At 42.7% G+C, this 23,818-nt stretch carries 22 protein-coding genes and 3 tRNA genes; 7 read left to right on the plus strand and 18 right to left on the minus strand.

Going from position 1 to position 23,818, the window contains the following annotated elements; all coding sequences use genetic code 11:
- Window positions 1-160: 160 nt before the first annotated feature.
- Both tig and IEW05_RS19450 read right to left on the minus strand, forming a co-directional pair.
- Complete coding sequence (gene tig / locus IEW05_RS19445) at window positions 161-1,495, minus strand: trigger factor (RefSeq protein WP_188541544.1); 1,335 nt, start codon at window positions 1,493-1,495, stop codon at window positions 161-163.
- Between the two features lie 188 nt (window positions 1,496-1,683).
- A complete protein-coding gene (locus tag IEW05_RS19450; protein WP_188541545.1) occupies window positions 1,684-2,559 on the minus strand; it encodes a hypothetical protein in 876 nt (291 codons plus the stop codon).
- 249 nt (window positions 2,560-2,808) lie between these two features.
- Here IEW05_RS19450 and IEW05_RS19455 point away from each other — a divergent pair.
- A tRNA-Arg gene (locus IEW05_RS19455) sits at window positions 2,809-2,882 on the plus strand.
- Window positions 2,883-3,143: 261 nt separating this feature from the next.
- Here IEW05_RS19455 and IEW05_RS19460 read toward each other — a convergent pair.
- The 6 genes from IEW05_RS19460 to IEW05_RS19485 form a co-directional block, all read right to left on the minus strand.
- Window positions 3,144-3,887: a HEAT repeat domain-containing protein gene (locus tag IEW05_RS19460; RefSeq protein ID WP_188541546.1), complete on the minus strand. Its 744-nt coding sequence runs from the start codon at window positions 3,885-3,887 to the stop codon at window positions 3,144-3,146.
- A 166-nt stretch (window positions 3,888-4,053) separates the two neighbouring features.
- Complete coding sequence (nikC, locus tag IEW05_RS19465) at window positions 4,054-4,953, minus strand: nickel transporter permease (RefSeq protein WP_188541547.1); 900 nt, start codon at window positions 4,951-4,953, stop codon at window positions 4,054-4,056.
- Between the two features lie 11 nt (window positions 4,954-4,964).
- Entirely contained in the window at window positions 4,965-5,969 is a 1,005-nt protein-coding gene (locus tag IEW05_RS19470; protein WP_188541548.1) for an ABC transporter permease, read from the minus strand.
- 36 nt (window positions 5,970-6,005) lie between these two features.
- Complete coding sequence (locus tag IEW05_RS19475) at window positions 6,006-7,643, minus strand: ABC transporter substrate-binding protein (protein ID WP_188541549.1); 1,638 nt, start codon at window positions 7,641-7,643, stop codon at window positions 6,006-6,008.
- A gap of 78 nt (window positions 7,644-7,721) precedes the next feature.
- A complete protein-coding gene (locus IEW05_RS19480; protein WP_188541550.1) occupies window positions 7,722-8,693 on the minus strand; it encodes an ABC transporter ATP-binding protein in 972 nt (323 codons plus the stop codon).
- On the minus strand, window positions 8,690-9,679 hold the full coding sequence (locus IEW05_RS19485) for an ABC transporter ATP-binding protein (protein WP_188541551.1): 990 nt from the start codon (window positions 9,677-9,679) through the stop codon (window positions 8,690-8,692). The genes IEW05_RS19480 and IEW05_RS19485 overlap by 4 nt, the downstream gene beginning before the upstream one ends.
- A 488-nt stretch (window positions 9,680-10,167) precedes the next feature.
- On the opposite strand from IEW05_RS19485, the gene IEW05_RS19490 reads away from it, so the two are divergent.
- Window positions 10,168-10,665, plus strand: coding sequence for a glutathione peroxidase (locus IEW05_RS19490; protein ID WP_188541552.1), 498 nt, complete (start codon window positions 10,168-10,170; stop codon window positions 10,663-10,665).
- 100 nt (window positions 10,666-10,765) lie between these two features.
- On the opposite strand, the gene ald is transcribed toward IEW05_RS19490, so the two are convergent.
- From ald to IEW05_RS19515, 5 genes are all read right to left on the minus strand, one after another.
- Entirely contained in the window at window positions 10,766-11,887 is a 1,122-nt protein-coding gene (gene ald, locus IEW05_RS19495; protein WP_188541553.1) for an alanine dehydrogenase, read from the minus strand.
- Window positions 11,888-12,092: 205 nt separating this feature from the next.
- The gene (gene pstA / locus IEW05_RS19500) at window positions 12,093-12,974 is read right to left on the minus strand and encodes a phosphate ABC transporter permease PstA (protein WP_188541554.1); all 882 of its coding nucleotides are present in this window, start codon (window positions 12,972-12,974) and stop codon (window positions 12,093-12,095) included.
- The gene (pstC, locus tag IEW05_RS19505; protein WP_373285851.1) at window positions 12,971-13,924 is read right to left on the minus strand and encodes a phosphate ABC transporter permease subunit PstC; all 954 of its coding nucleotides are present in this window, start codon (window positions 13,922-13,924) and stop codon (window positions 12,971-12,973) included. Before pstC ends, pstA begins: the two co-directional genes overlap by 4 nt.
- A gap of 78 nt (window positions 13,925-14,002) precedes the next feature.
- Complete coding sequence (locus IEW05_RS19510; RefSeq protein WP_188541555.1) at window positions 14,003-14,863, minus strand: phosphate ABC transporter substrate-binding protein; 861 nt, start codon at window positions 14,861-14,863, stop codon at window positions 14,003-14,005.
- 29 nt (window positions 14,864-14,892) lie between these two features.
- Window positions 14,893-16,326, minus strand: coding sequence for a stalk domain-containing protein (locus IEW05_RS19515; protein ID WP_194434143.1), 1,434 nt, complete (start codon window positions 16,324-16,326; stop codon window positions 14,893-14,895).
- 219 nt (window positions 16,327-16,545) lie between these two features.
- Between IEW05_RS19515 and IEW05_RS19520 the strand changes: the two genes are divergently transcribed.
- From IEW05_RS19520 to IEW05_RS19535, 4 genes are all read left to right on the plus strand, one after another.
- Window positions 16,546-17,277, plus strand: coding sequence for an ABC transporter ATP-binding protein (locus IEW05_RS19520; protein WP_188541557.1), 732 nt, complete (start codon window positions 16,546-16,548; stop codon window positions 17,275-17,277).
- Window positions 17,274-18,311, plus strand: a complete 1,038-nt coding sequence (locus tag IEW05_RS19525) for an ABC transporter permease (RefSeq protein ID WP_188541558.1) — start codon at window positions 17,274-17,276, stop codon at window positions 18,309-18,311. The genes IEW05_RS19520 and IEW05_RS19525 overlap by 4 nt, the downstream gene beginning before the upstream one ends.
- Before the next feature lie 50 nt (window positions 18,312-18,361).
- Window positions 18,362-19,021 (plus strand): TetR/AcrR family transcriptional regulator, encoded by a 660-nt coding sequence (locus tag IEW05_RS19530; protein WP_188541559.1) that lies wholly within the window; start codon window positions 18,362-18,364, stop codon window positions 19,019-19,021.
- Window positions 19,022-19,145: 124 nt separating this feature from the next.
- Window positions 19,146-19,219: transfer RNA gene (locus IEW05_RS19535), tRNA-Gly, on the plus strand.
- 110 nt (window positions 19,220-19,329) lie between these two features.
- On the opposite strand, the gene IEW05_RS19540 is transcribed toward IEW05_RS19535, so the two are convergent.
- The 3 genes from IEW05_RS19540 to IEW05_RS19550 all read right to left on the minus strand — a co-directional run bounded on the left by IEW05_RS19540 (window position 19,330) and on the right by IEW05_RS19550 (window position 20,213).
- Window positions 19,330-19,403 (minus strand) — tRNA-Arg (locus IEW05_RS19540).
- An 80-nt stretch (window positions 19,404-19,483) separates the two neighbouring features.
- On the minus strand, window positions 19,484-19,834 hold the full coding sequence (locus tag IEW05_RS19545; protein WP_188541560.1) for a hypothetical protein: 351 nt from the start codon (window positions 19,832-19,834) through the stop codon (window positions 19,484-19,486).
- Between the two features lie 70 nt (window positions 19,835-19,904).
- Window positions 19,905-20,213 (minus strand): hypothetical protein, encoded by a 309-nt coding sequence (locus IEW05_RS19550; protein WP_188541561.1) that lies wholly within the window; start codon window positions 20,211-20,213, stop codon window positions 19,905-19,907.
- Window positions 20,214-20,375: 162 nt separating this feature from the next.
- Between IEW05_RS19550 and asnB the strand changes: the two genes are divergently transcribed.
- Window positions 20,376-22,220: an asparagine synthase (glutamine-hydrolyzing) gene (gene asnB / locus IEW05_RS19555; RefSeq protein ID WP_188541562.1), complete on the plus strand. Its 1,845-nt coding sequence runs from the start codon at window positions 20,376-20,378 to the stop codon at window positions 22,218-22,220.
- 64 nt (window positions 22,221-22,284) lie between these two features.
- Here the strand turns inward: asnB and IEW05_RS19560 are convergent, their stop codons facing one another.
- Window positions 22,285-22,914 carry an XTP/dITP diphosphatase gene (locus IEW05_RS19560; protein WP_188541563.1) on the minus strand — a complete coding sequence of 210 codons (630 nt, stop codon included), beginning with the start codon at window positions 22,912-22,914 and terminating at the stop codon, window positions 22,285-22,287.
- Window positions 22,911-23,672 (minus strand): ribonuclease PH, encoded by a 762-nt coding sequence (rph, locus tag IEW05_RS19565; RefSeq protein ID WP_308420449.1) that lies wholly within the window; start codon window positions 23,670-23,672, stop codon window positions 22,911-22,913. Before rph ends, IEW05_RS19560 begins: the two co-directional genes overlap by 4 nt.
- Between the last annotated feature and the right edge of the window lie 146 nt (window positions 23,673-23,818).

The following is a 23,818-nucleotide window of genomic DNA, read 5'->3' on the forward strand; positions in this document are numbered from 1 at the left end:
GTCATTTTTCACATGATACAGTTTATGACGCCCGGAACATAATATATACCCTTTGGCCTGTCCGAGGTACATATGGAAATATATGTATCCAAAAAAAGAGATAAATTAAGGCACGCATTATATATACGTGCCTTAACGCTATACTTGATGTTTGTGACGATTATTCAGCAGACTCAACAGCTTCAGTAGCTTCTACTTTTTCTGCTGGAACTTCCTTGCTGTTTTCGAGCAAGAACTGAATCGTCTTACGCAATGTTACATCTTCATTCAAGCTGTTCAATGAACCATTAGCAGCTAGAATGTTAAGGATATCTTCTGGAGTGCGTTTGTACGCTTCTGCCATGTCAGCTACTTCTTTGTTGATTTCTTCTTGAGTAGCTTCGATACCTTCAGCTTTAGCAATTTGCTCTAATACGAGGTTGTTACGAACACGTTTTTGAGCATCGCCTTGCATTTGACCTTGAAGATCTTCAATCGTTTGACCCGAGAAGTTAAGGAACATTTCAAGGTTCATTCCTTGGGAGTGAAGACGGTTGTCGAAATCACGCACCATGTTTTGAACTTCGCTTTGTACCATTGCTTCTGGAATTTCTACTTCAGCGTTTTCGCCTACTTTGTCAACAATAAGTCCTTCGCGAACAGAGATGCTTTCTTTCTCTTTACGGGACAACAATTGTTTCTTCAAATCTTCTTTATATTCTTCAAGTGTATCAAATTCACTAACATCTTTAGCAAACTCATCATCAAGTGCAGGAAGTTGTTTGCGTTTGATTTCATGAACTTTAACAGCGAAGACAGCTTCTTTGTTAGCCAGTTCTTCTGCATGGTAAGTTTCAGGGAAAGTTACAGTAACATCCTTGAAATCTCCGGTTGCCATACCAACTACTTGCTCTTCGAACCCAGGAATAAATGTGTTACTTCCTAGTTCCAACGAATAACGTTCTGCTTTGCCGCCTTCAAAAGGAACACCGTCAACAGAACCATCAAAGTCGATTACTACAGTATCGCCATTTTGGGATGCTTCTTCGTCGATAACAACGAGTTCAGCATGACGTTGTTGCAAGCGCTCAAGCTCTTGGCTCAATTCTTCTTCGGTAACTTCTACAGCTTGTGCTGGTACTTCGATACCTTTGTAGTCGCCAAGTGTAACTTCAGGTTTTACAGTTACTTTTGCTTTGAACTTGAAAGTTTCGCCTTTAGCAAACTGTTCAACGTCTACTTCTGGACGATCAACTGGAAAGATTTCCGTTTGATCAATAGCTTCAGAATAAACTTCAGGAAGCAAAATATCGATCGCATCTTGATACAAGCTTTCAACGCCGTAGCGAGCTTCAAAAATTGGCCGTGGTACTTTACCTTTACGGAATCCAGGTACGTTTGCTTTCTTTGCTACTTTTTGAAACGCTTTATCCAGTGCAACGGAAACGCGTTCCGCTTCCACTTCGACCTCAAGAACGCCAAGGTTCTTTTCTATTTTTTCCCAAGTTGCTTTCATTTTATGCCTTCCCCTCCAAATTTCACTATACTGAAATACTGAAACCGAATCGCGATAAAGCAGCTATCAAGGTTTCAGTATAGCTGTCCTTATAACACGATCAGAATAACCATTATATTATAATCAACAATACATCATTTTACAAGAGCAAGCACTAGAACTACCAGATTAAGTGATTCTTCTCAAAATCAGGACTTGATCCCAATCGAAATAAATTGTTTCATGGAGCGGTAAGCCTGTTCGTACCGTAGTCGCAAACTGTCCGTAATCCCGTACAAATTGCGTATTTCCTCATCACTCTGATCATCCTGAAGAGTTTCCGCAACAATCGTATGCAGAGCTGCGGCCCATACATCCAATATGGAATCTTCCTCACTAAGCATCGAACGATAATTCATCGTACCGTACACACCCATTATAAATTGGTACCATAACTCTTGAGCAAAATAAAATAAAGTCGGATTATGAATTCCTGTATGTTGCTCAATCCTCTCCAATACATCTTGTATCTGTGATGGAAAATCTGTGGGCTTCAATGGCACCTGGTCCAGTTCGATTTCAACTTCTTCGCCTCCGCGCTGAAATTTAATCAAACCCTGGGAACCTCTACGGTTCAATATTTGTAGGACGCGATACTGTAACAGTGGGTGCAAATCACTACGATTCAACCATATATGAAGGGCATCATCAATTTCCGACAAATCCACAAAGGCAAGTTGCTCCAGCGCTAGAAAGCTTTTCTCTGACATGGGCCTCTCCATGACTGCCTGCAGCAACTTTTTAGGATAGTTTTTATCCTCGGCAATTTTAGCCTCCACATGTCTTCTAGCTAACTGTTCCTCGCCTTCCTCTTCTTCCGCAAGCTCTTGTTCATCTGTATGCAGAGACTTTGGGAAAGCGCTCATCAGCCATTCCAGTAATGCCTGCCATTCTTCGTAGTGCTTAGGGTCCTGGCCCTGGCAATGCAATAAGAATTGGAGCAATTCAATGGCCTCTCCGTATCTTTCCGTTTCCAACATCCGTGTAAGCTCAATCTGGTAATAATCCAGTGTTTTGGGAAACAAGACGACATTATCTTTGTCTTCCGATTGAATGCTGCTGATAAGGACACCTCCCTTTTTTCGACTGTAATTTCAATTGTAGATTATAGCATAGACACCTACCCAGATGAAAATTCACGCCTACTCCAACATATTCGCCCATCCAGGAGCTTCCATTACATAAGCAACCAATGCAAAAAGAAAATTTACCCTTGCTTATTCCAGATAGATATGATAAAGTATTTTTTGCTTGAATTTTTTATTTCTGCATATGTCTCAGTAGCTCAGCTGGATAGAGCAACGGCCTTCTAAGCCGTCGGTCGGGGGTTCGAATCCCTCCTGGGACGTAATAAAAAAGAGTCCACTTTGTGGGCTCTTTTTGACGTTCCAGGGGATGAGAACCCCAATTCGGGGTTCGTCGGAGCATGAACCTCGTTAGCAGTTACATCGCAGTCTCGACCGAAGGGAGAGTACCCCGACTGGGACGTTTGACGTTCCAGGGGATGAGTACCTGAGTACCCCAGCGTACGCGGTTACCCGATGGTACGTTAGTTGTATTTTATACAGCTAAATTCATCTTTTGAAATAAACATAGGAGACTCGTCATTTTACGCCATCTTATCCTTACACCACTCCACCCATTCCATATCTAGCTTATGTAATCTGTTCTTAGATAGATTTTCCTTTAACATCCAGCGAATATCCTTGTTGTCATAATTTATCCACTGCTCAAATTCAACTTTTCCTTCTGTAGGGTATGCAGCTATAGCTACCGACCAACAGTAACCAAGTGCCTTTTTCAAAACTAGAGAACCCTCTTGATTTCTATTCTCCTCTACTAATAAAGATGAGGTCAGTCGATTTAATATAACAAATAATTGCTCCGCGTGCCCCTTATCTTTCAACAGCTTTGGCTCACACAGTGCCGCTGCCACTGCTCTTTGTACAAGCAACCCATCACTGCTCCACAACATCATCTCAGATAGAAGCTGATCCATATGATGCTCACCATAAATTTGTAATGCCATCGCAACACTCTCTCTGATTCTCCAACGAGAGTCTGCAGCATACTGTTTCAAATGAACCAGAACCTCTGCTTGACCCTGGGCTAACAACTTACCTAAACCGACAACTCCACACATCACAATAAAGTCATTTGGTGAATCTCCACTCATGTTCCCTTGTTGAAAATTCAAGAACCTTTGAAAATGCTCCTTATTGCCCATTTTAACCACGGTGTAGAGCAAGGTTAGGTTCGCACGGGGGCCCGGTAGACCCGAATGAAGCATTAAATAGGGCTCCCACTCAACTAAGGATAGTAAATCCTTTTTATATTCTTCCATTTGGCTCATAACTTACACCTCCTTCTTTTACATTTTGAACCAAAATCTATCCAAGCAATATCTAATCCATCACACGTATTAAAACTGGAAAAATTACTACAAACAAAAAAGCCACCCCTTCAGCAAAGGAATATTTGCTGTGAGGATAGCTCTTTTGGTATTCAATTACAACTAATTAACTTTTCATTCGTGGATCCATAGCATCACGTAGACCATCACCCATAAGGTTAAAAGCTAGTACGGTTAACATGATCGATACCCCTGGGAAAATAACAGTCCACGGCGCAGTTTGGATGAATTGACGGGAGTCCGAGAGCATTTTTCCCCACTCTGGCGCAGGTGGCTGGGCACCCAGTCCAAGGAAACCAAGTGCAGCCGCTTCAATGATCGCTGTGGCAATACCTAACGTACCTTGAACGATAATCGGCGTTAAGCTATTGGGCAGGATATGACGGATCAGGATCCCGCTGTTTTTCATACCAATCGCCCGCGCTGCGGTAATAAACTCCTCAGACTTGAGACTAAGCACTCTAGCCCTCACTAACCGACCATACGTCGGGATATTAATAATCGCGATAGCATAAAGTGCATTTTGCAGAGAAGGTCCCAATATAGCTACAATCGCAATGGCTAATAATATACTCGGAAAAGCAAGTAAGATATCAAATACACGAGAGATGATCATATCGATCCATCTTCCGTAATATCCCGCTAATATCCCGAGTAATGTCCCCATAATGATAGAGCCCAAAACCGAAAATGCTCCTACCCATAGTGAGATTCTTGCCCCATACAATACCCTTGAAAGCAAATCGCGTCCAAGGTCATCTGTTCCAAATAAATGCGCCCAAGATGGTGGTTTCAAGCGACTACTCAACTCCTGAGCCTTGTAGTCATAAGGTGCGATCAAAGGGGCCAAGATGGCGATAACAATAAACAGGACAATCATTATAAGTCCAATCATCGCAATTTTATTCTTGCGGTAAGCCTTCCACGCATCACGCCAAGGTCCAGAAACTTTCTCCTCCGTTATAAGAGGGTTACCGTTATTAATATTTGTCATTAATTGAGCCATGGTTTCCCTCCTTACCGATAGCGAATGCGCGGATCAACCGCAGCATACAACAAATCCACTATTAGATTGATCATGACAAAAATAAAGGCAATAATCAGAATCCCGGATTGAATGACCGGATAATCACGTGAACTGATCGCTTCATAAATATATCGCCCTACGCCTGGCCAAGCGAAGATCGTTTCAGTGAGTACTGCCCCACCTAGCAAAGCGCCTGTCTGGAGGCCTATTACAGTCAGCACCGGGATAGATGCATTTTTCAGTGCATGTTTATAAACAACAATAAACTGAGATAAACCTTTGGCTTTGGCCGTTCTGACAAAATCAGAACCCATAACCTCCAGCATGCTAGAACGAGTCATTCGGGCAATGACCGCCATCGGAATTGTCCCAAGCGCAACGCTGGGTAAAATCAAATGTTTGATTACCGTCCACAACTGATTCCATTGTCCAGAGATGATCGTGTCGAGTACATACAAATTAGTAATGGATTCCACTGGGTTTCTTTGATCCATCCGTCCAATGGAGGGGAGCCAATGTAATTTTAATGCAAATATCCATTGCTCCATCAGTCCGAGCCAGAAAATCGGCATCGATACCCCAATAAGTGCAACTAGCATTGAGATGTAATCGAACCAAGAATTTTGCTTCCAAGCACTTATAATCCCAGCATTAACTCCAAAGAAAATTGCAAACAACATTGCGGCTATAGTTAATTCAGCTGTTGCTGCCATATAGGGCGTGATCTCTTTGGTAATCGGAATCTTTGTACGGATAGACTGCCCAAGATCTCCTTTGATTAGATCACCCATATAGGAGAAATATTGCTGATACCACGGGTTATTCAAGCCGAGTTGTTCACGTAGAGCCTCCTTAGACTGCGCCGTCGCTTTTTGTCCAAGAATCGTCTCTGCAGGGTCTCCTGGGATGGCATGTATAATGGAGAACACAATAATCGTCATTCCAATCAGAACAGGAACCATGATCAATAATCGTTTTAATATATAAGACTTCAAGAAGGTTCACCTGCCACAGACGTAATGTGTCACCTGTTATTCAAAATAAATATTACTGTAGTACTCGGTACCTGTTGGAGCTGGAACATAACCTTTCAAATTAGCCTTTGCCGCGAGAAGAGGTGTGGTATGGACTAATGGTATCCAAGGTGCATCTTCCTTAATGATCACTTGCGCTTGTTTATACAAATCAGCTCGCTTGCCCTGATCCGTCTCTTGTTGCGCCCCAGTCAAAAGTTCGTGAAGCTTATCATTGGCGTAATAACTATAGTTATTAGAAGGAATAGCATCCTTATCTAGTAGCGTATACAAGAAGTTGTCTGGGTCACCGTTATCTCCGGTCCATCCCAACATGAATATATCGTCTTTCTCACCTGCTTGAGCATCATCCAGATAAGTAGCCCATTCTGGGGATTCGATCTTGGTCTTAACTCCTATTTTCTCGAAATCCGCTTGGATAACTTCAGCTACTTTCTTCCCGTCTGGCATATAAGGGCGAGATACCGGCATCGCATAGAACGTTATTACTCCTGGTAGCCCATTCGGGTACCCAGCATCTGCTAGTAATTGTTTCGCTTTATCTAAGTCGTAGTCATAGTCCTTTATACTGTCGTTATATCCCCAAAGTGATGGTGGCAGCGGATTGACCGCCGACACTGCCTGACCTGCGAAAAAGGCATCAATAATAGCTTGCTTGTTCACAGCATGACTCAATGCCTGTCTTACTTTGACATCGTCAAATGGTTTCTTCTTCAAGTTAAAACCAAGATATCCCACATTATTCGATGGACGTTCGATTAACTGTAAAGCAGTATTGCTTTTCAATGAAGCTAGATCATCTGGACTCAAGTCTTCCATCAGATCGATTTCTCCATTTTGCAGAGCATTGAAACGTGCCGAATTGTCCGGTATAGAGCGAACAATCACTTTGTTTAGCTTAGGAAGTCCTGCCTTCCAATAGCTCGAATTTTTCTCTAGTGTGATAGAATCATTACGCTTCCATTCTTTGAATACAAATGGTCCTGTACCTACAGGTTCATTCTTAAAGTTCTCTTTCTTATCCTCAATAGCCTTCGGACTGCCAATCCCGAACGAAGTCATGGCTAGGTTTTGTAAGAACGGGGCTTGCGGTTGATTAAGTGTAAATTCAACCGTAGATGCGTCGATTGCTTTGACTTCTTTGATGACTCGCTTTCCATCCGGGCCAAACATAGAATCATAATAATCAAATGAGTCACCTTCGAATTTATATGGGCTTTTTGGATCATTCCAGCGATTAAAGTTAAAAACCACCGCGTCTGCATTAAACTCCGTACCGTCGTGGAATTTGACACCTTGACGAAGTTTAAAAGTGTACTTCAGTCCATCATCAGATACATTCCAACTTTCTGCCAAAGAACCTTGAACCTCCGTCGTCCCCTCCTTATATTCAAGCAAAGAATCGAATACTTGATGTGCGATTTTCAACGACTCGCCATCGGTTACGATTGAAGCATCTAGTGATGCCGAATCGCCCCCACGACCAAGAATTAAAGTATCTTGTGACGACTTTGTAGCAGTGCTACCCTTATTGGTGCCTGCTTCATTCTTGCCATTGTCCTTGTTACCACATCCGCTAAGGGCAAACGCTGCTCCTAAGATCAAGATGAATACAAGACTTCTCCATCTCTTCATATTGATTGCTCACTCCCTTTTATTAGATTTATTTGAAGCTGTACCTAGGTCAGCTTTAAACCAAAGGTTATTTCCAGATCACTCGCCAAATAAATGACAGGCCGTTTGGTGTCCTAATTCGGTCTCTATTAATTGAGGACGATTCATCTTGCACATATCCATTGCCTCTAGGCACCGTGTATGAAATGCACAACCCGCTGGTGCATTAGCTGGACTTGGTACTTCTCCTTGTAAAATGATCCGTTCCGGTCTAAAGTCAGGATCCGGCTCTGGCACGGAGGAAAGTAGCGCTTTAGTATAGGGGTGCTGCGGAGAAGCATACAGCTTCTCCTTGTCAGCTATCTCCACGATTCGCCCTAAATACATGACAGCCACTCTATCGCAAATATGTTTGACGACACTGAGATCATGAGCTATGAAAATATAGGTTAGACTGAATTCACTCTGCAGATCCTGCATCAAATTAATCACTTGTGATTGAATCGACACGTCTAGTGCAGAGACTGGTTCATCAGCGACAATCAGCTTCGGTTGCATAGACAAAGCTCTAGCAATGCCAATTCGCTGACGTTGTCCTCCTGAAAATTGATGCGGGTAGCGCTGAAGATGGACTTTAGTTAATCCAACTACTTCAATTAAACGATGTATGTGCTTCTTCCGCTCCTCAGCATTGCCAATCCGATGCACAATTAGCGGTTCTTCCAAAATTCGTTGTACGGTATGTCTTGGATCAAGTGATGAGAAAGGATCTTGAAATACAATTTGCATATCTCTACGTTTCTGGCGAAGTTGTTCTGTAGATAAAGCGGTAATATCTTCTCCATCAAATACAACTCGACCGGAGCTAGGCTCTATAAGGCGAAGTAACGAACGACCCGTTGTTGACTTACCACAACCACTCTCTCCTACCAACCCAAACGTCTCTCCTTTAAGAACTGAAAAGGAAATATCATCGACCGCTTTTACAAACTGTTGAGACTTACTAAAAAATCCTTTGGAAATGGGATAATATTTCTGCAAATGCTCGACTTGAAGTAAGGGTTCACTCATACGATATCCTCCTGTAAGGTTTCGTGTATCCAACATCGACAACTATGTTCTGAGGCGTATTCTTTAAGCTCTGGAAGTCGCTCTATACACACAGGCATCCTGCTAGGACAGCGCTCAGAAAACCGACACCCGATCATGGTTGTATTCAAAACAGGAACGTTACCAGGAATAGAATACAGTCTGTCTCTTGTTTCGCTCATGCGTGGGACCGATTGAATTAATCCTTGCGTATAAGGATGAAGTGGATTTTTAAATATATCGTGGACTGAACCTTCTTCTACTACTTTACCGGCGTACATGACCGCTACCCTATCACACATCTCTGCAACAACTCCTAGATCATGTGTAATCAACATCACCGCAGTACCATTCTCTTCATTTAATTTCCGGATCAAATCTAGGATTTGTGCCTGTATGGTGACGTCCAACGCAGTCGTTGGTTCATCCGCAATGAGTAGCTCCGGATTACACGAGATAGCCATCGCTATCATGACCCGTTGCCGCATCCCTCCCGATAATTGATGGGGATATTCATTGATAATCGCTTCTGGTCTGGCGATACCTACCTTTGCTAACATTTCAATCGTATGGAGTTTTGTATCTTTCTTGCTCAGCCCACGATGAAGCCGAACCGTCTCCCCAATTTGTTGTCCTACTGTAAATAGTGGATTTAGCGAGGTCATTGGCTCCTGAAAAATCATGGCTATCGCATCCCCACGTATTCGCCTCATCTCGTGCTCCTTTAGGGGGACGACATCACATCCTTTGAAATAAATAGATCCCCTAACGATTTTGCCTGGTGGGTCTGGGATAAGTTTCAAAACGGATAAAGAGGTAACACTTTTACCACAACCAGACTCTCCAACGATACCTAACACCTCTCCAGGATTAACATATAAATTCACACCATCAACCGCTGGGATTTCTCCACGATCTGTAAAGAAATGTGTACACAAATTCTCGATTCGCAAAATAGGTTCAACCATAGCCGTATCCTCTTTTCATGAAATATCATGTCCGCAAATAAACGACATGTGTGTTTATTGGATCTGCCACTGTAATTGATTGAAGTTTATGTTGTCATTTTTTATTAGATGGAAAATTCGACATAATTTGTGAAAGAGTTCTCATTGAAAGGACACATGTGCATATTCACTTTGGTACTGTGTCACAATGAAGTGTGAGTGTAAAAAAAGGAGTTCAGATTCATACGTTGCCTGAATCTTGGTTGTTTTTTAGAAGTATAGGTGGGAAGTTATTAAACAGAGGTCAAATCAATTTAAATCTAGTTTTCTACAGCATATGCAAACAGTAGACTGTAATATTCTTCCCCCTAATAATTCAAATTTGAGATTCATCAAACAAATGAAGTACAATAGAACTTACTTAGTAAGCGTTTACTTCTATTTTGTTATTTGCTCAACATAATAGACATTTTGAGGGTACACTATCAAAATTTTTAGGAGGGATAAATATGAGTTTATCAAACGAAAATATTTATGATTTCGAGGTTCAAACAATTACTGGGGAAATGACAACACTTGAAGAATATAAAGGTAAGACTCTACTTATCGTGAACACGGCCAGCGGTTGTGGCTTAACTCCACATTACAAAGGACTGCAACAACTCTACAGCACCTATAAGGACCAAGGTCTCGTTGTTCTTGGTTTCCCATGTAATCAATTTGCGGGGCAAGAGCCAGGTACTGAAGCTGAAATAAAAGATTTCTGTGAATTAAATTATCAAGTAAGCTTCCCGCTCTTCGGAAAAATTGATGTTAAAGGTGAGAATGCACATCCTCTGTTCAGATATCTTGTTGAGAACACTCCTGCTCCTTATCACACAGGAGATATTGAATGGAATTTCGTGAAGTTCCTGGTTGATCGTCATGGTCATGTCATTAAGCAATTCTCAGCGCGCACAGAGCCGGAAGCATTAGAAGGTGATATCCAGCAACTTTTGGAGAAATAGGAATTGTCCATTTCTAAAAAATAGAACAGGACTGCTGCAACTGGACACCATCTTTTCTTCTGTCAGTTGCAGCTCCACCGTTCCTTAATTTCTCCAACACCTAGCCACGTAGTGCGTGTTCAACTGGAGTATGTGTATAGCCTAAGCTTTGGGCAACCGCCTCATTTGTCACCAATCCGTTCATTACATTGATTCCACGGGCGAGTGCCGCATTTGCGGTTGCACTTGTTTGCAGTCCTTTGTTCGCTATTTGCAGCGCATACGGAATCGTAACGTTAGTCAATGCAAGTGTTGAAGTACGAGCGACTGCCCCTGGCATATTGGCTACGGCATAATGAATAACCCCGTGCTTAACATACGTCGGATTGCTATGGGTTGTTACATGATCAATCGTTTCAATAGATCCTCCTTGATCAATCGCTACGTCCACAATAACCGAACCTTCTGACATCTGCTGAACCATATATTCCTTAACTAATTTCGGCGCACGTGCACCAGGAATGAGCACTGCCCCAACTAATAAATCCGCCTTGATAATTTCCTGCTCCAAATGATAGGAGTCCGACATAATCGTCCGTACTCGACCACCGAAAATTTCATCAAGATACCGAAGCCGCGCGGCATTCAAATCTAATAAGGTCACACGCGCACCCATACCTAAGGCAATTTTTGCCGCATTCGTGCCGACAACACCTCCGCCAACAATAACCACCTCTGCAGGTGCAACACCCGGAACCCCACCAAGTAAAATCCCTTTTCCACCATATGGTTTCTCTAGAAACTGTGCCCCCACTTGAACTGCCATTCTTCCTGCTATTTCACTCATCGGTGTCAGTAGTGGTAGCGATCCATCATCCAACTGCACTGTTTCGTAAGCTACGGCACTCACTTCATTCTTAACTAAAGCAGCTGTTAATTCTGCTTCAGGAGCTAAATGAAGATAAGTAAACAGAATTAATCCTTTACGAAGAAATCCATATTCCTCTGGCTGAGGTTCTTTTACTTTCATGATCATTTCGGCGGAAGACCATACTTCATCGGCAGTTGTTACTAGTTCTGCTCCTTTGTTCAAATATTCATTATCTGAAAAGCCACTCCCTAATCCTGCCCCTTGCTCAATCAATACTTGATTTCCACCCTTGATCAATGTTTCAACTCCAGCTGGTGTTATCGCTACACGATTCTCATTATTTTTGATCTCTTTAGGAATGCCTACTCGCATGTTAAAAACTTCCTTTCGTATTTTGAAAGTTCGGACCGAAAAATAGGTATTTATTGGTAATATTTTACCACATACCCTATTTAATCTCATTAGAGTTACCATGTACATTATACAAAATTCACGCATAAGATTTTAGTTCCACAAAAAATAGACCTTCCCGTTCATCTTAACGACGAACAAGGAAGGCCCGAAATCCTCTAACTACTTATCGTTTAAACTTTCGGTTATTAAACCAAACGGGTACGCGGAATACCAGGTTGATCATGAGTACGATAAATACAAGCACCGCTGCTGACATATCGGCAATTTGGCGTGCATCCTCAACAATCGCCTCTGATTGGACATACCACAAATGAACAGCTAACGTCTCGCCCGGCGAGAATAGGTTGAAGTCCCACATTTGGCCAGAAGTACTAAGACCAGCCGTTAAGAGGATAACAGCCGACTCACCAAAAGCACGTCCTGCTACCAGACAAATACCCGTTACGATGGCATTCATTGCGACAGGAATTACTACGGTACGGATACTCTGAAATTTCGTCGTTCCTAGCGCAAATGCCGCATTTCGTAAATCATTTGGAACTGCCCGAACTGCCTCTTCTGTGACACGTGCTAGCATCGGTAAGTTCAGGAACGCAAGACTTACTGCTCCGCCCAAGATTGTTAGGCCGATGCCAAAATACTCGGCAAAAATCGCAAGTCCTAATAGACCGAACACAATAGAAGGGACAGAAGCTAGAGATTCTACGCAAATCCGTAGTACCTCTGTAAATTTATTCTTCGGTGCGTATTCCGCCATATAGATCCCGGCACCAACCCCGATTGGAATTGAGATCACAAGCGATAAGATCAAGACATAGAACGAATTAAATAACATGGGGCCAATTCCGCCACCTGCATCGATCTCTTCAGGTAGCTTCACCAAAAACTGCAATGAAATTCCCGGTAAACCCCTGCTCAGAATCGTGAACAAAAGCCAGAAGATAAAGAGCATAATGACAGCTCCCAAACCATAGAAGCCTACCGTCGCCAGGCGATCCCATAACAAAGATCTTTTATTTTTACGCGATGGACTAAAGCTATTCATGACTCAGCCCCTCCTTTTCTCCCTAGGAAGCGAATAAACAAGATGAGAATAAATGAAATAACTAGGAGGAGGAAAGCCATCATGTGTAGCGCATAGTTCCAAGTCGAGTCAAACTCAACATTTGAGATTTGCATAACGATATTACTTGTAAGTACAGAGGTTGAAGTAAATAAGGATTTCGCCAATTGCGGTGTATTACCGATGACCATAACGACAGCCATCGTCTCACCTATTGCTCGGGTCATTCCCATAATAATAGCCGCAATAATACCACGACCAGCAGAGGGTAAAATGACTCTGAAGATCGTTTGCAAACGGGTAGAGCCAAGCGCGTAAGCTGCTTCTTTATACTTTTTGGGAACCGCCCCAATCGCATCATCACTAATTCGGCAGATCGTTGGCAGGATCATAATTGTAAGCACCAAAGAGGCAGCAAGTAGACCATCTCCCAAGCTCTCACCACTTAATTCCCGAAGTAGTGGAAGTAGTATGGTCAACCCTAAATATCCGTAAACGATCGAAGGAATTCCAACCAGCAGATCGAGAATAGGCCGAATCAAGTTCTTCATCCATTTTGGAGCGATCTCCGCAATCAGAACTGCCATACCGACAGAGATCGGTACCGCGATGACTAAAGTCAATGCGGTTAGCGACAATGTGTTAAGAATAAATAAAGCAGCGCCAAACTTTCCGTCTTCTGGAGTCCAATCAAAGGATAGGAAGAACTCGGCAGGCGTAACATCCTTGAAAGTGAGGAACGCTGTTTTCCCAATAAAAAAGATAACTAATCCGAGTACGAAACAAAGCGTCAAAATACTAAACAAAAAATAATTTTTAAACAACTTATTAATGAAGCTAGCCCGGGATTGCCGTTTAGATAAGTGGGTATACGTCATTTTACTATACGATTTCTCCATTGGAGCAGCACTTTCTTGGACAGGTGTGTTCACCCTAGTTCCTCCTATACAGCAACCAGCCCCGTCATTTGGGGCTGGTCGCTTGAATACGATGAGATTACAAATCTATCATTATTTCATAGCTGCGATCGGGATGAATTTCAATTTTTTCAGGGAGCTTTCTTGGAATTTTTTACTTTGTACGTATTCAATAAATTCCTTAGTTGCGCCTGTTGGTTGCCCTTTAGTCATGTAATATCCATAAGACCAAATCTTATATTTACCATTGATAACATTAGCCGTAGTAGCTTCTACACCATTATGTTTAACGGCTTTGATGTCACTTCCTGTGATGTATGTCAAGTCGATATAACCAATGGAGTTTGGAGTTGTTGCAACAGCAGTCTTCATATCACCACTGGATCCAACTTCTTTGTAGTTCTTCTCTTTCTTAACGATATCCCCACCATCAAGTGCTTTGATTTGGTAGTTAACGCGTGTACCAGAACCAAACGAACGAGTAATGACAACGATATCCTCGTCACTTCCTCCAACGTCTTTCCAGTTCGTAATCTTACCGGAGTAAATGCCCTTCAATTGTTCAGTTGTCAGGTTATCTACTTTCACACTCTTATTTACGATAGTAGCGAATGGGATTACCGCTACTTTATTCGCTACTTGACCGTCAAAAGCTTTGAACCCTGGTACATCTTTACTTGCATCCCAGTCACATGCACCAATTTCTGCAATACCTTTTTTAACTGCTTGTGGTCCTGTTACGGAACCTTTACCTGAAGCAGCGATTTTCACTTTCGGGTGCAACTTTTGAAATTCCTTAGCAGCTTGAAGTGTCATCGGCAGCAAAGCCGTAGAACCGTTAATCGTAATTTTACCTTTGAGATCATCTTTTGCTGAAGCAGCGCCTGCAAGAGCAGAAGTCAACAGGACAGCCGAAGCTACCGTGACAAGAGAAAACTTTTTGAAAAATTTCATTTGATTATTACTCCCTTCGGGTCCTTTTATTATTTTGTTAGTTCCGTAGTCTTACTACCTTGAACCAATACAACTTTACCGTCTGCAATCAATGCTACAACTCCAGTTGGAGAAACACTCAGTTCAGTAACATTTTCTGTTGTGCTGTACAATTCTGTTTTTGCACCTGTGGAATCAACTTGGAACACTTTATTACTACCGTCCGCAACTGAAGCTAGAACGATTAACTTACCATTCATTAATTCACTAGAAATAACATCAACATCAGCAAGTAGGTTTGTTACGTTAGCTCCATCTGCAGAGATTACTTTTAGAATATTGTTAGCAATCACACCTTCTGGATCAGCACTAACGTATACAGCTCTACCATCAGCTAACAAGCTAAGGTACATTTTATTATCAAGGTCTTTCGTCAATTGAACCGGTTTGGCTCCCTTAGTTGAAAGATCTAATGAATATACTTGTGTTCCTGCATTGGAATAATCAATTTCAAGCGATTCTTCCGTTCCCGCTTTATCAGTAGAAGCCGTACCTGTAACATTGACGAAATACACAATCTTCTTTTCGTCTGCAGATACTTGAACACCAGCTTTATTCTCTACTTTATCTGCGAGCACTTCTGTAACTTTGCCTGTTGCAAGGGTTATGTATGAAATCTTCTCTTGTTTGTCGCCTTGAACAAAGTAAATTTTCTTGCTATCAGCCGACCATACTAGATCGGTCTTAACCGTGTTATCCGTACCCACTTTTTTCACTAGGCCCGTACTCAGGTCAATAAGGTTCAAGACGCCATTATCGTTCGCAAATGCACCATATTCATGATCAGGTGAAATAGCTGCTCCAACCGTACTTTCGTTAGATGAGAACACTTCATATTGTCCACCAGCATCCAATTTAATTAATTGAAGTGCTTCTCCATCTTCTTTAGTGACAATAACTTTCTCACTAGCATTAAAGATTGGTGTTGAAAATTCTCCTTCCAAGCGAGCGATACTTCTCACTTCACCAGAATTAACCTCGCCACCAAGTGCCGTTACAATCGAGTTAAGCTCAACAAAATTATTACCCGCAACATTTTGTGGAGCAACTGTAAATTGGGCTGCATTACCATCAACTTGATAGTTCTTGTCGCCACTTTTCAGAGTAACAACATGCTCTGTCGCTGAATTTTCTAAAACCAAACTGGAACCATTTCTCTTAAGACTAGCACCAAGACTCGCAGATAAATCTCTCAATGAATATAAAGTAGCTTTGTTAACTTGAACTGATCTGAGTGTCACCGCGTTGCCGTCAATCACCAAGGTTTTACTTGATACATTCAACTTAGCAGCACTTTCATTAGCTGCGACCGCTTTTACATCTTTTGTTTGATTCGCTGCTGCTGCGCCTGCTGTTCCAGCCACTGCTGAAGTTACCAACGCGGAAGCAAGAAGCATTCCGACTACTTTACTTTTCTTCATCATATTCACCCTTTTCAATTCGCTTAAATAGCTATACCTTGATTCTCGTATACAATTGTTAAATCAATTCTTGTGATTTGTAATAGTTTGTAAAATCATATAAATAAATTACGAAATCGTCATTTTGTGAACATTATTTATTCATTTACTTTATAATTCCTGTGATATATACTCTGATGTGAGTACTCACTCATTTTATGGAGTATAAAAGGGAGAGATCACATGCCTAATGCGGATTCTGTATTAACAGTTGCAAAGGTAGGAAAGAAATTTGGATCAAAAACCGTGTTGGAAGATATCACACTAGAAGTACAGCCTGGTGAAACCTTTGGTCTATTGGGTCCTTCAGGATCAGGAAAAACAACACTTGTAAAACTGCTAAGTGGTATTGATCAAGCCACATCTGGCCAAGTTCATGTCTTCGGCAAGTTAATGCCCCAACTATCCTTGATGAAGCAAATCGGCTACATGGCTCAATCTGATGCTCTATATACAGAACTGAGCGCTCTAGAAAATCTTCAGTTCTTTGCAGCCATCTATGGACTTAAGGGGACCAAAAGACGACAACGCATAACCGAGGTCATGGATATCGTTGGTCTCAGCGAACATCTCCATAAACGTGTGGCTCAATACTCCGGTGGAATGAAACGCCGCCTGTCTCTAGCTATTTCACTGTTGCATGAACCTCCGTTACTGATTCTCGATGAACCTACAGTAGGGATCGATCCCCTCCTACGGCAATCCATTTGGACCGAGTTAAAGTCACTTAACTCCAGAGGAACGACTATTGTGATGACGACTCATGTGATGGATGAAGCAGAAAAATGCAATCGACTTGGAATGATTCGTGATGGTCGACTGCTGGCAGTGGATACACCTGAAGCCTTAATTCAATCTGCAAGCAAAAATTCTTTAGAGGAAGCTTTCATCTACTACGGAGGTGGGCAATCATGAGAATCTGGGCTATTATACTGCGGATCTTAAGGCAATTTCGACGCGATAAGCGAACCTTAGCGCTCATGCTCATCGCCCCACTATTCGTGCTTACGTTAATGAACATCGTGTTCAACGGTTCCGAATATGAGCCAAGATTGGGTTCTATCAATACACCCCAAATGATGAATGAACGATTTAAGGAGCTTGGGGCAACCGTATTAACATATGAAACCCGAGATGCCGCCGAGAACGCGCTGGATAAGCGTGAGATCGATGCCATCGTGGAGCCTATTGATGCCACACTTCAAGTGAAACTTGAGGGGAGTGAACCTTCTGTTAATAAGGCAGTAATACAACTCATACAGAAGATGGGAGAGGGGCTCAAGTCTGATAAGTCTGATACAACATCATCCCAAGTCGACATAACCTTTTTACATGGTTCCGAGAATATGACTAGCATCGATCAATTAGGCCCGATACTCATTGGCTTCTTCATCTTCTTCTTCGTCTTTTTAATTGCAGGTGTATCCTTCCTGCGTGAACGAACAACCGGAACATTAGAACGCCTGTTATCAACCCCACTGAAAAGATGGGAAATCGTATTGGGATATACGGGTGGCTTTGGACTATTTACAATAATTCAAGCGGTGCTCATTTCCTGGTTCAGCATCAAAGTTCTTGGTATCCTTATGGCAGGATCATTCCTGTTTGTGCTGTTAATAACATTATTAATATCGATGACAGCACTAACCCTTGGAACATTAATCTCTGCATATGCCAATAATGAATTGCAAATGATTCAGTTCATACCACTCATTATTGTTCCACAATTATTCTTGTCAGGTATATTCCCGCTAGACACGCTTCCAGATTGGCTCAGGCAATTCTCGGTCATCATGCCACTCACCTATGGGGCACATGCACTAACTAATGTTATGATCCGTGGTAAAGGCTGGGACGCTATAGGTATTGATGTCTATGCACTGATTGGTTTCTCACTGTTGTTCATCGTGCTGAACATTCTCGCCTTACGTAAACATCGAAAAATATAGACAAAGCATTAGTTTGTTAAATTAATGTAAAACGAGGAGGATCCCCCCGCATGTCACAACAAGATTCGGTAGAACAATGGATTCACGAACTAGCTCAATTAGATGATGGTAAAATGACAGAAAAGCAGTTCAAAATTATTGAAGCTGCCGTCGAGGTATTTTCAGAGAAGGGATATGCTGGTTCATCCACAAGTGAGATTGCTCAGAGGGCTGGTGTAGCGGAGGGTACGATATTTCGCCACTACAAAACGAAAAAAGATTTGCTTCTATCCATCGTATCACCAATGATGAGTAAATTGATTGCCCCCTTTGTATTGAACAATTTTAAAGAAGTATTGGAGTCTAACTACCCATCATTTGAGGATTTCCTATACGCAATTATGATGAACCGATTAAATTTTGTTCGCAAGCACCATAAAATCATTAAAATCATGCTGCAAGAAATCCCTTTTCAGCCCCATCTTCAAGCGGAATTTAAACAACAGATTGGAACACAAGTATTTCAGCGACTAAGTACAATTGTTGAGCATTTCAAGAGTAAAGGTGAGATCATCGAAAGACCCTCTCAAGAGTTACTACGGTTCATGGCTTCTTCAATGATCGGTCTGCTGGCAACTCACTTTATACTGATGCCTGACCAACCATGGGATGAAGAACAGGAGATACGCGATACGATACGTCTAATTATGAATGGAATGTCTACGAAATAACTGTCTGAACCGTTCTATGCAGGAGGGTGCTCCGCTTAGTCTGCTGATTGTGTAGCACCTTCTACATATAAAATCGCTATTGAACTTACAAACCAATGTGCTATAATATACAAGGTTACATCATGCGGGTGTAGTTCAGTGGCAGAACGCCAGCTTCCCAAGCTTGAGGCGAGGGTTCGATTCCCTTCACCCGCTCCATAACTCAGTTATTTAAACCCTTTGGTGACAAAGGGTTTTTTGATGTCTAATTTCATATTCATTCCCAGAAACGTAAAAAAGAGTCCACAATGTGGACTCTTTCTTAATTACGTCCCAGAAGGGATTCGAACCCCCGACCGACGGCTTAGAAGGCCGTTGCTCTATCCAGCTGAGCTACTGAGACACAGGCATGTAAAAAAGGATGCGTTATTTATTATAACGCATCTCTGACTATTTTCAAAGATTAATTTATAGATCAAATGCTTAGTGCAATAAGTATTGCTCCAGCTTCGTTATGATATCCTTACCCGCAAGCAAATTTTCCATGAACTGTTTCCGTTGCTCTGCAGGTTCTGGCCAACCGCAATCTCCAAAATTCTCTTCACTTACCTCGGCGAATGCATCATGCATGTCGTTATTAAACCAATCAATCTCCAAATCTGCGTCACTACGAATCATCCGCACGATTTCGTATCCCTTACCACTATGATCACGAGCAATGTAAACGAACAAATCTGGATCATCTACCCGCCCTGGACTAACTTGAATCTCCGCACAAGGTACTCCATTATACTCCGCCATTCGTCTAAACTTCGCTTCCTTGATATAGTACACCGACGTTACTCCTTTATCTCATGGATACAAATTATAGGTAGCCCTTTCATGAACGCAGTTGACCCCGCACTTATAAAAACTCTAAATAGCGCCTTATCCCTTCACGTGTCTCTTCCGTACCCAGTCGATAGATCTCACTATACAGTGCGTCTAAATGAGACTGATAACCTGCATTGACTTCTCCTTCAGGTGTATCTGGCCAAGGATAGGTAAATGCGAGGAATGAACTCTCTTCTTTTTCACCGATTCGCCTTAACATGTGTAGTAAATTATTCGCCTCTTCAGGCGTTGCATTCACCTCCCACTCGTAAGAGCTAGCTCCTTGATCGTCAAGTACGGACCGCCCATGAACAGATACATAAAAAACCTTCTTCTCCACCGTCAACCCTCCTTTTCATGCCTTCAAGTCATAGTTTTCCTTAGTGGACAGACATTTTATGCTCTTGTTCGGCATAATCTGTTATTACTTTTCGCCCAGATGAGAACGGGGATGGGAACGGGAACGGTTGTAGTATTTACAAACTAGAGAGGAGAAACCAACATGTGTGGAATAACAGGCTTTATCGAATGGAATCGAGATCTGACTAAAGACTTGGACTTGGTGCTATCCATGACTTCATGTCTAGAGAATAGAGGACCCGATGCGCAAGGAACATGGATTTCTGGCCCTTGTGCATTTGGCCATCGGCGTCTCAGCGTTATGGACCCCGAGAATGGAGCACAACCTATGGTCATTTATGAGGAAGACGCCGTTTTCTCCATTGTATATAATGGAGAAATTTATAACGCCCCTGAGTTAAGAGACGAACTACGGCAAAGAGGACGACACTTTCGAACTCAATGTGATACAGAAGTATTACTGCAAGCTTATATCGAATGGGGACCAGACTGTGTATATCGTCTAAACGGGATTTTTGCATTTGCGGTCTGGGACAGCGTAAGAGATCATATATTTTTTGCCCGTGATCGCCTTGGAGTCAAACCATTATTCTATACTGAAGTTACAGGCACATTCATTTTTGGATCGGAGCCTAAATCCATTCTTAAACATCCTAAGTTCGAGCCTGTCATTGGCCCTGAAGGATTAGCTGAAATATTTGTTATCGGTCCAGCTCGCACACCTGGGCATGGCGTGTATCAGAATATGAATGAGCTTCGCCCTGGTCATGCCATGATCTGGAGCCGCTCAGGTCTTCGTAAGTATGCCTACTGGAAACTCGAGGCAGAGCCTCACTGCGACAATGTCGATGAAACTGCCGCCAACATTCGGAAGCTACTGCAAGATACGATGGATAGACAATTAATCTCCGATGTACCGATATGTACGCTACTCTCGGGGGGACTTGATTCCAGCGCATTAACGGCGCTCGCAGTCGATTATTACAAACGAACGGGCCAAGGTCAGATGCATACGTATTCTGTTGATTACGTTGATAATGACAAACACTTTCAAGCTCACAGTTATCAACCTGGAGCCGATGCCCCTTGGATCAAGCGTATGGTCGAAGAGCTAGGAACAGAACATCATTGGATTACAATTGATACTCCTGAATTGGTAAGCTCTCTCCCGGATTCAACTTTGGCCCGTGACCTACCAGGCATGGTCGATGTCGATTCCTCATTACTATTATTCTGCCGGGAGATTAAGAAGGGAGCCACCGTTGCTATTTCTGGTGAAGCAGCAGACGAAGTGTTTGGTGGTTATCCGTGGTTTCATCGCGAGGAGTTACTTGGAGCTGGAACCTTTCCCTGGTCGATTGCTACAGACCTCCGCGCTAGCCTACTGTCTCCGGAGATTCGTGATTGGATCTCTCCCGAGAGATATGTTGCAAGACGTTACAGCGAAGCCATAGATGAGGTTCCAAAATTGGAGGGAGAGAGCTCTGAAGCTGCACGGATGCGAGTCATGTCCTACCTAAATATCACTCGCTTCATGCCAACACTACTTGATCGTAAAGATCGAATGAGCATGGCTGCTGGGCTTGAGGTTCGTGTTCCTTTTTGTGATCACAGATTAATCCAATATGTATGGAATGTACCATGGGAAATTAAATCGACTGGGGACCGGGAGAAAGGCATTCTCCGTAAAGCGTTAGAAGGCATCCTTCCCGAAGACGTGCTTTATCGCAAAAAGAGTCCTTATCCAAAAACTCATAATCCCGGCTATTTAAATACAGTTAGAGAACAAATGCTACAGATCCTAGATAACCCAGCTTCCCCAATTTTACCGTTGATTGATTCAGACAAAATACGAGCTATTGCAGCTTCGCCAGAATCTTCTTCCCACCTTCCTTGGTTTGGCCAATTAATGTCAGGACCACAGTTATTCGCCTATTTGACTCAGGTGAATTACTGGTTAAGCACCTATAAGGTCGCTATTCGTTAATATATTGCACACAAAAAAACTGTCCTTGAAGTAGTGTTACTTCAAGGACAGTTTTTATTTAAACTTAGCGTTTGTTTAGTTTCTCCGCTAGCTCCCGGAGCGCTGCACCACGATGGCTAATCGCCTGTTTCTCCTCCATGGTAAGCTCAGCCATGGTCTTCTCATAGGTTGGCAAATAGAATAACGGATCATAACCAAATCCGCCACCTCCAGATGGCTGCGAAGTGATCCAGCCTTCCACTGATCCGGAGGCCTCAATAAACTGCCCATCAGCTGGATTATACAATGCCAAATGACATACGAACCTCCCGGTACTGAGTAACGGTTGCTCCGTATCTTCTCCTTGCTGCAGTTCTTCAAGTTCTTGTAGTAGCTTTACATTGTTCTCTTCATCCGTAGCCCCTTCACCAGCATACCTTGCTGAATATACGCCGGGAGCACCGTCTAATTTATCTACACAAAGGCCGGAATCATCAGCAAGTACAGGTTGGCCCAGCAGATCACCAACGGTTTTCGCTTTCTTCCGGGCATTATCCGCAAAGGTCTCGCCATCTTCCACAACCTCCGGCACCTCAGGGTAATCATACATACTGCGTACTGGCTTGCCCATAAATTCAAGTGCATGTGCAAATTCTTTTACTTTTCCTTGATTTCTCGTAGCTACTATAATAGCTGTTGCTTCTTTATCGATCATACTTGACTCCCGGATTGCCCACTTCCGATCTTAAGAGCAATCGGCCCAAGCACATCCTTTTGCTGCCCTATCATCTCGTGAATACCTTGTTCAGCAAGCCCCAGCATACGATCCAGTTCTTCTCTTGAGAATGGTTTCTCTTCCCCCGTGCCCTGTACCTCAACAAATTGGCCTTGTCCAGTCATTACGACGTTCATATCCACTTTGGCTTTGGAATCCTCATCATAGTTAAGGTCTAGAAGTAGTTCCTCCCCAACGATACCTACACTAAGCGATGCCAAATAATCCGTTATTGGAAATACCGGCAGTGCATGTTTTTGAGTAAGCTTATTAATCGCAATGGCCATAGCAACAAAAGCACCCGTAATTGATGTTGTACGCGTGCCACCATCAGCCTGCAGTACATCACAGTCGATCGTAATGGATCGTTCGCCAAGTGCATGCAAATCAACAACCGAACGAAGGGAACGACCAATCAGCCTCTGAATTTCCATTGTCCGACCGCTTAACTTACCACGAGCTGCCTCCCGTTGATTCCGAGAATGAGTTGCCCGAGGGAGCATAGAGTACTCTGCAGTTACCCAGCCTTTCCCCTGTCCCTTCATAAACATAGGAACTTTCTCTTCCACCGTCGCCGTACAGATCACCTTGGTATCTCCGACTTCAATGTATACCGAACCTTCTGCATATTTATTTACATTTACCGTCAAATTCATCGGTCGCCGCTCAGTTGCCTCACGTCCGTTTATTCTCATCATTAATTGCCTCCTACGTTTCATGCTGTCTTTATGCTTCCCCTATTCTATCAAAGTGTAAGCATAAAAGCACCATTTGAAACCTCTCTGCTCTGATCCAATGTTCAAAGGCTACGAATGCAAATACGACGTAATAAACAATAAAAAAA

Origin of the sequence: Paenibacillus segetis (assembly GCF_014639155.1) — a bacterium.
Taxonomy (GTDB): Bacteria; Bacillota; Bacilli; order Paenibacillales; family Paenibacillaceae; genus Fontibacillus; species Fontibacillus segetis.

Bases quoted from the DNA above. Each gene is read 5' to 3' on its own strand.
- ald (WP_188541553.1), bottom strand. From the start codon at position 11,887: ATGCGAGTAGGCATTCCTAAAGAGATCAAAAATAATGAGAATCGTGTA.
- pstA (WP_188541554.1), bottom strand. From the start codon at position 12,974: ATGAATAGCTTTAGTCCATCGCGTAAAAATAAAAGATCTTTGTTATGG.
- IEW05_RS19460 (WP_188541546.1), bottom strand. From the start codon at position 3,887: ATGAGCCAAATGGAAGAATATAAAAAGGATTTACTATCCTTAGTTGAG.
- IEW05_RS19530 (WP_188541559.1), top strand. From the start codon at position 18,362: ATGTCACAACAAGATTCGGTAGAACAATGGATTCACGAACTAGCTCAA.
- IEW05_RS19515 (WP_194434143.1), bottom strand. From the start codon at position 16,326: ATGATGAAGAAAAGTAAAGTAGTCGGAATGCTTCTTGCTTCCGCGTTG.
- IEW05_RS19560 (WP_188541563.1), bottom strand. From the start codon at position 22,914: ATGATCGATAAAGAAGCAACAGCTATTATAGTAGCTACGAGAAATCAA.
- nikC (WP_188541547.1), bottom strand. From the start codon at position 4,953: ATGGCTCAATTAATGACAAATATTAATAACGGTAACCCTCTTATAACG.
- IEW05_RS19485 (WP_188541551.1), bottom strand. From the start codon at position 9,679: ATGGTTGAACCTATTTTGCGAATCGAGAATTTGTGTACACATTTCTTT.
- IEW05_RS19520 (WP_188541557.1), top strand. From the start codon at position 16,546: ATGCCTAATGCGGATTCTGTATTAACAGTTGCAAAGGTAGGAAAGAAA.
- IEW05_RS19480 (WP_188541550.1), bottom strand. From the start codon at position 8,693: ATGAGTGAACCCTTACTTCAAGTCGAGCATTTGCAGAAATATTATCCC.
- tig (WP_188541544.1), bottom strand. From the start codon at position 1,495: ATGAAAGCAACTTGGGAAAAAATAGAAAAGAACCTTGGCGTTCTTGAG.
- IEW05_RS19490 (WP_188541552.1), top strand. From the start codon at position 10,168: ATGAGTTTATCAAACGAAAATATTTATGATTTCGAGGTTCAAACAATT.
- IEW05_RS19525 (WP_188541558.1), top strand. From the start codon at position 17,274: ATGAGAATCTGGGCTATTATACTGCGGATCTTAAGGCAATTTCGACGC.
- asnB (WP_188541562.1), top strand. From the start codon at position 20,376: ATGTGTGGAATAACAGGCTTTATCGAATGGAATCGAGATCTGACTAAA.
- IEW05_RS19510 (WP_188541555.1), bottom strand. From the start codon at position 14,863: ATGAAATTTTTCAAAAAGTTTTCTCTTGTCACGGTAGCTTCGGCTGTC.
- IEW05_RS19475 (WP_188541549.1), bottom strand. From the start codon at position 7,643: ATGAAGAGATGGAGAAGTCTTGTATTCATCTTGATCTTAGGAGCAGCG.
- rph (WP_308420449.1), bottom strand. From the start codon at position 23,672: ATGATGAGAATAAACGGACGTGAGGCAACTGAGCGGCGACCGATGAAT.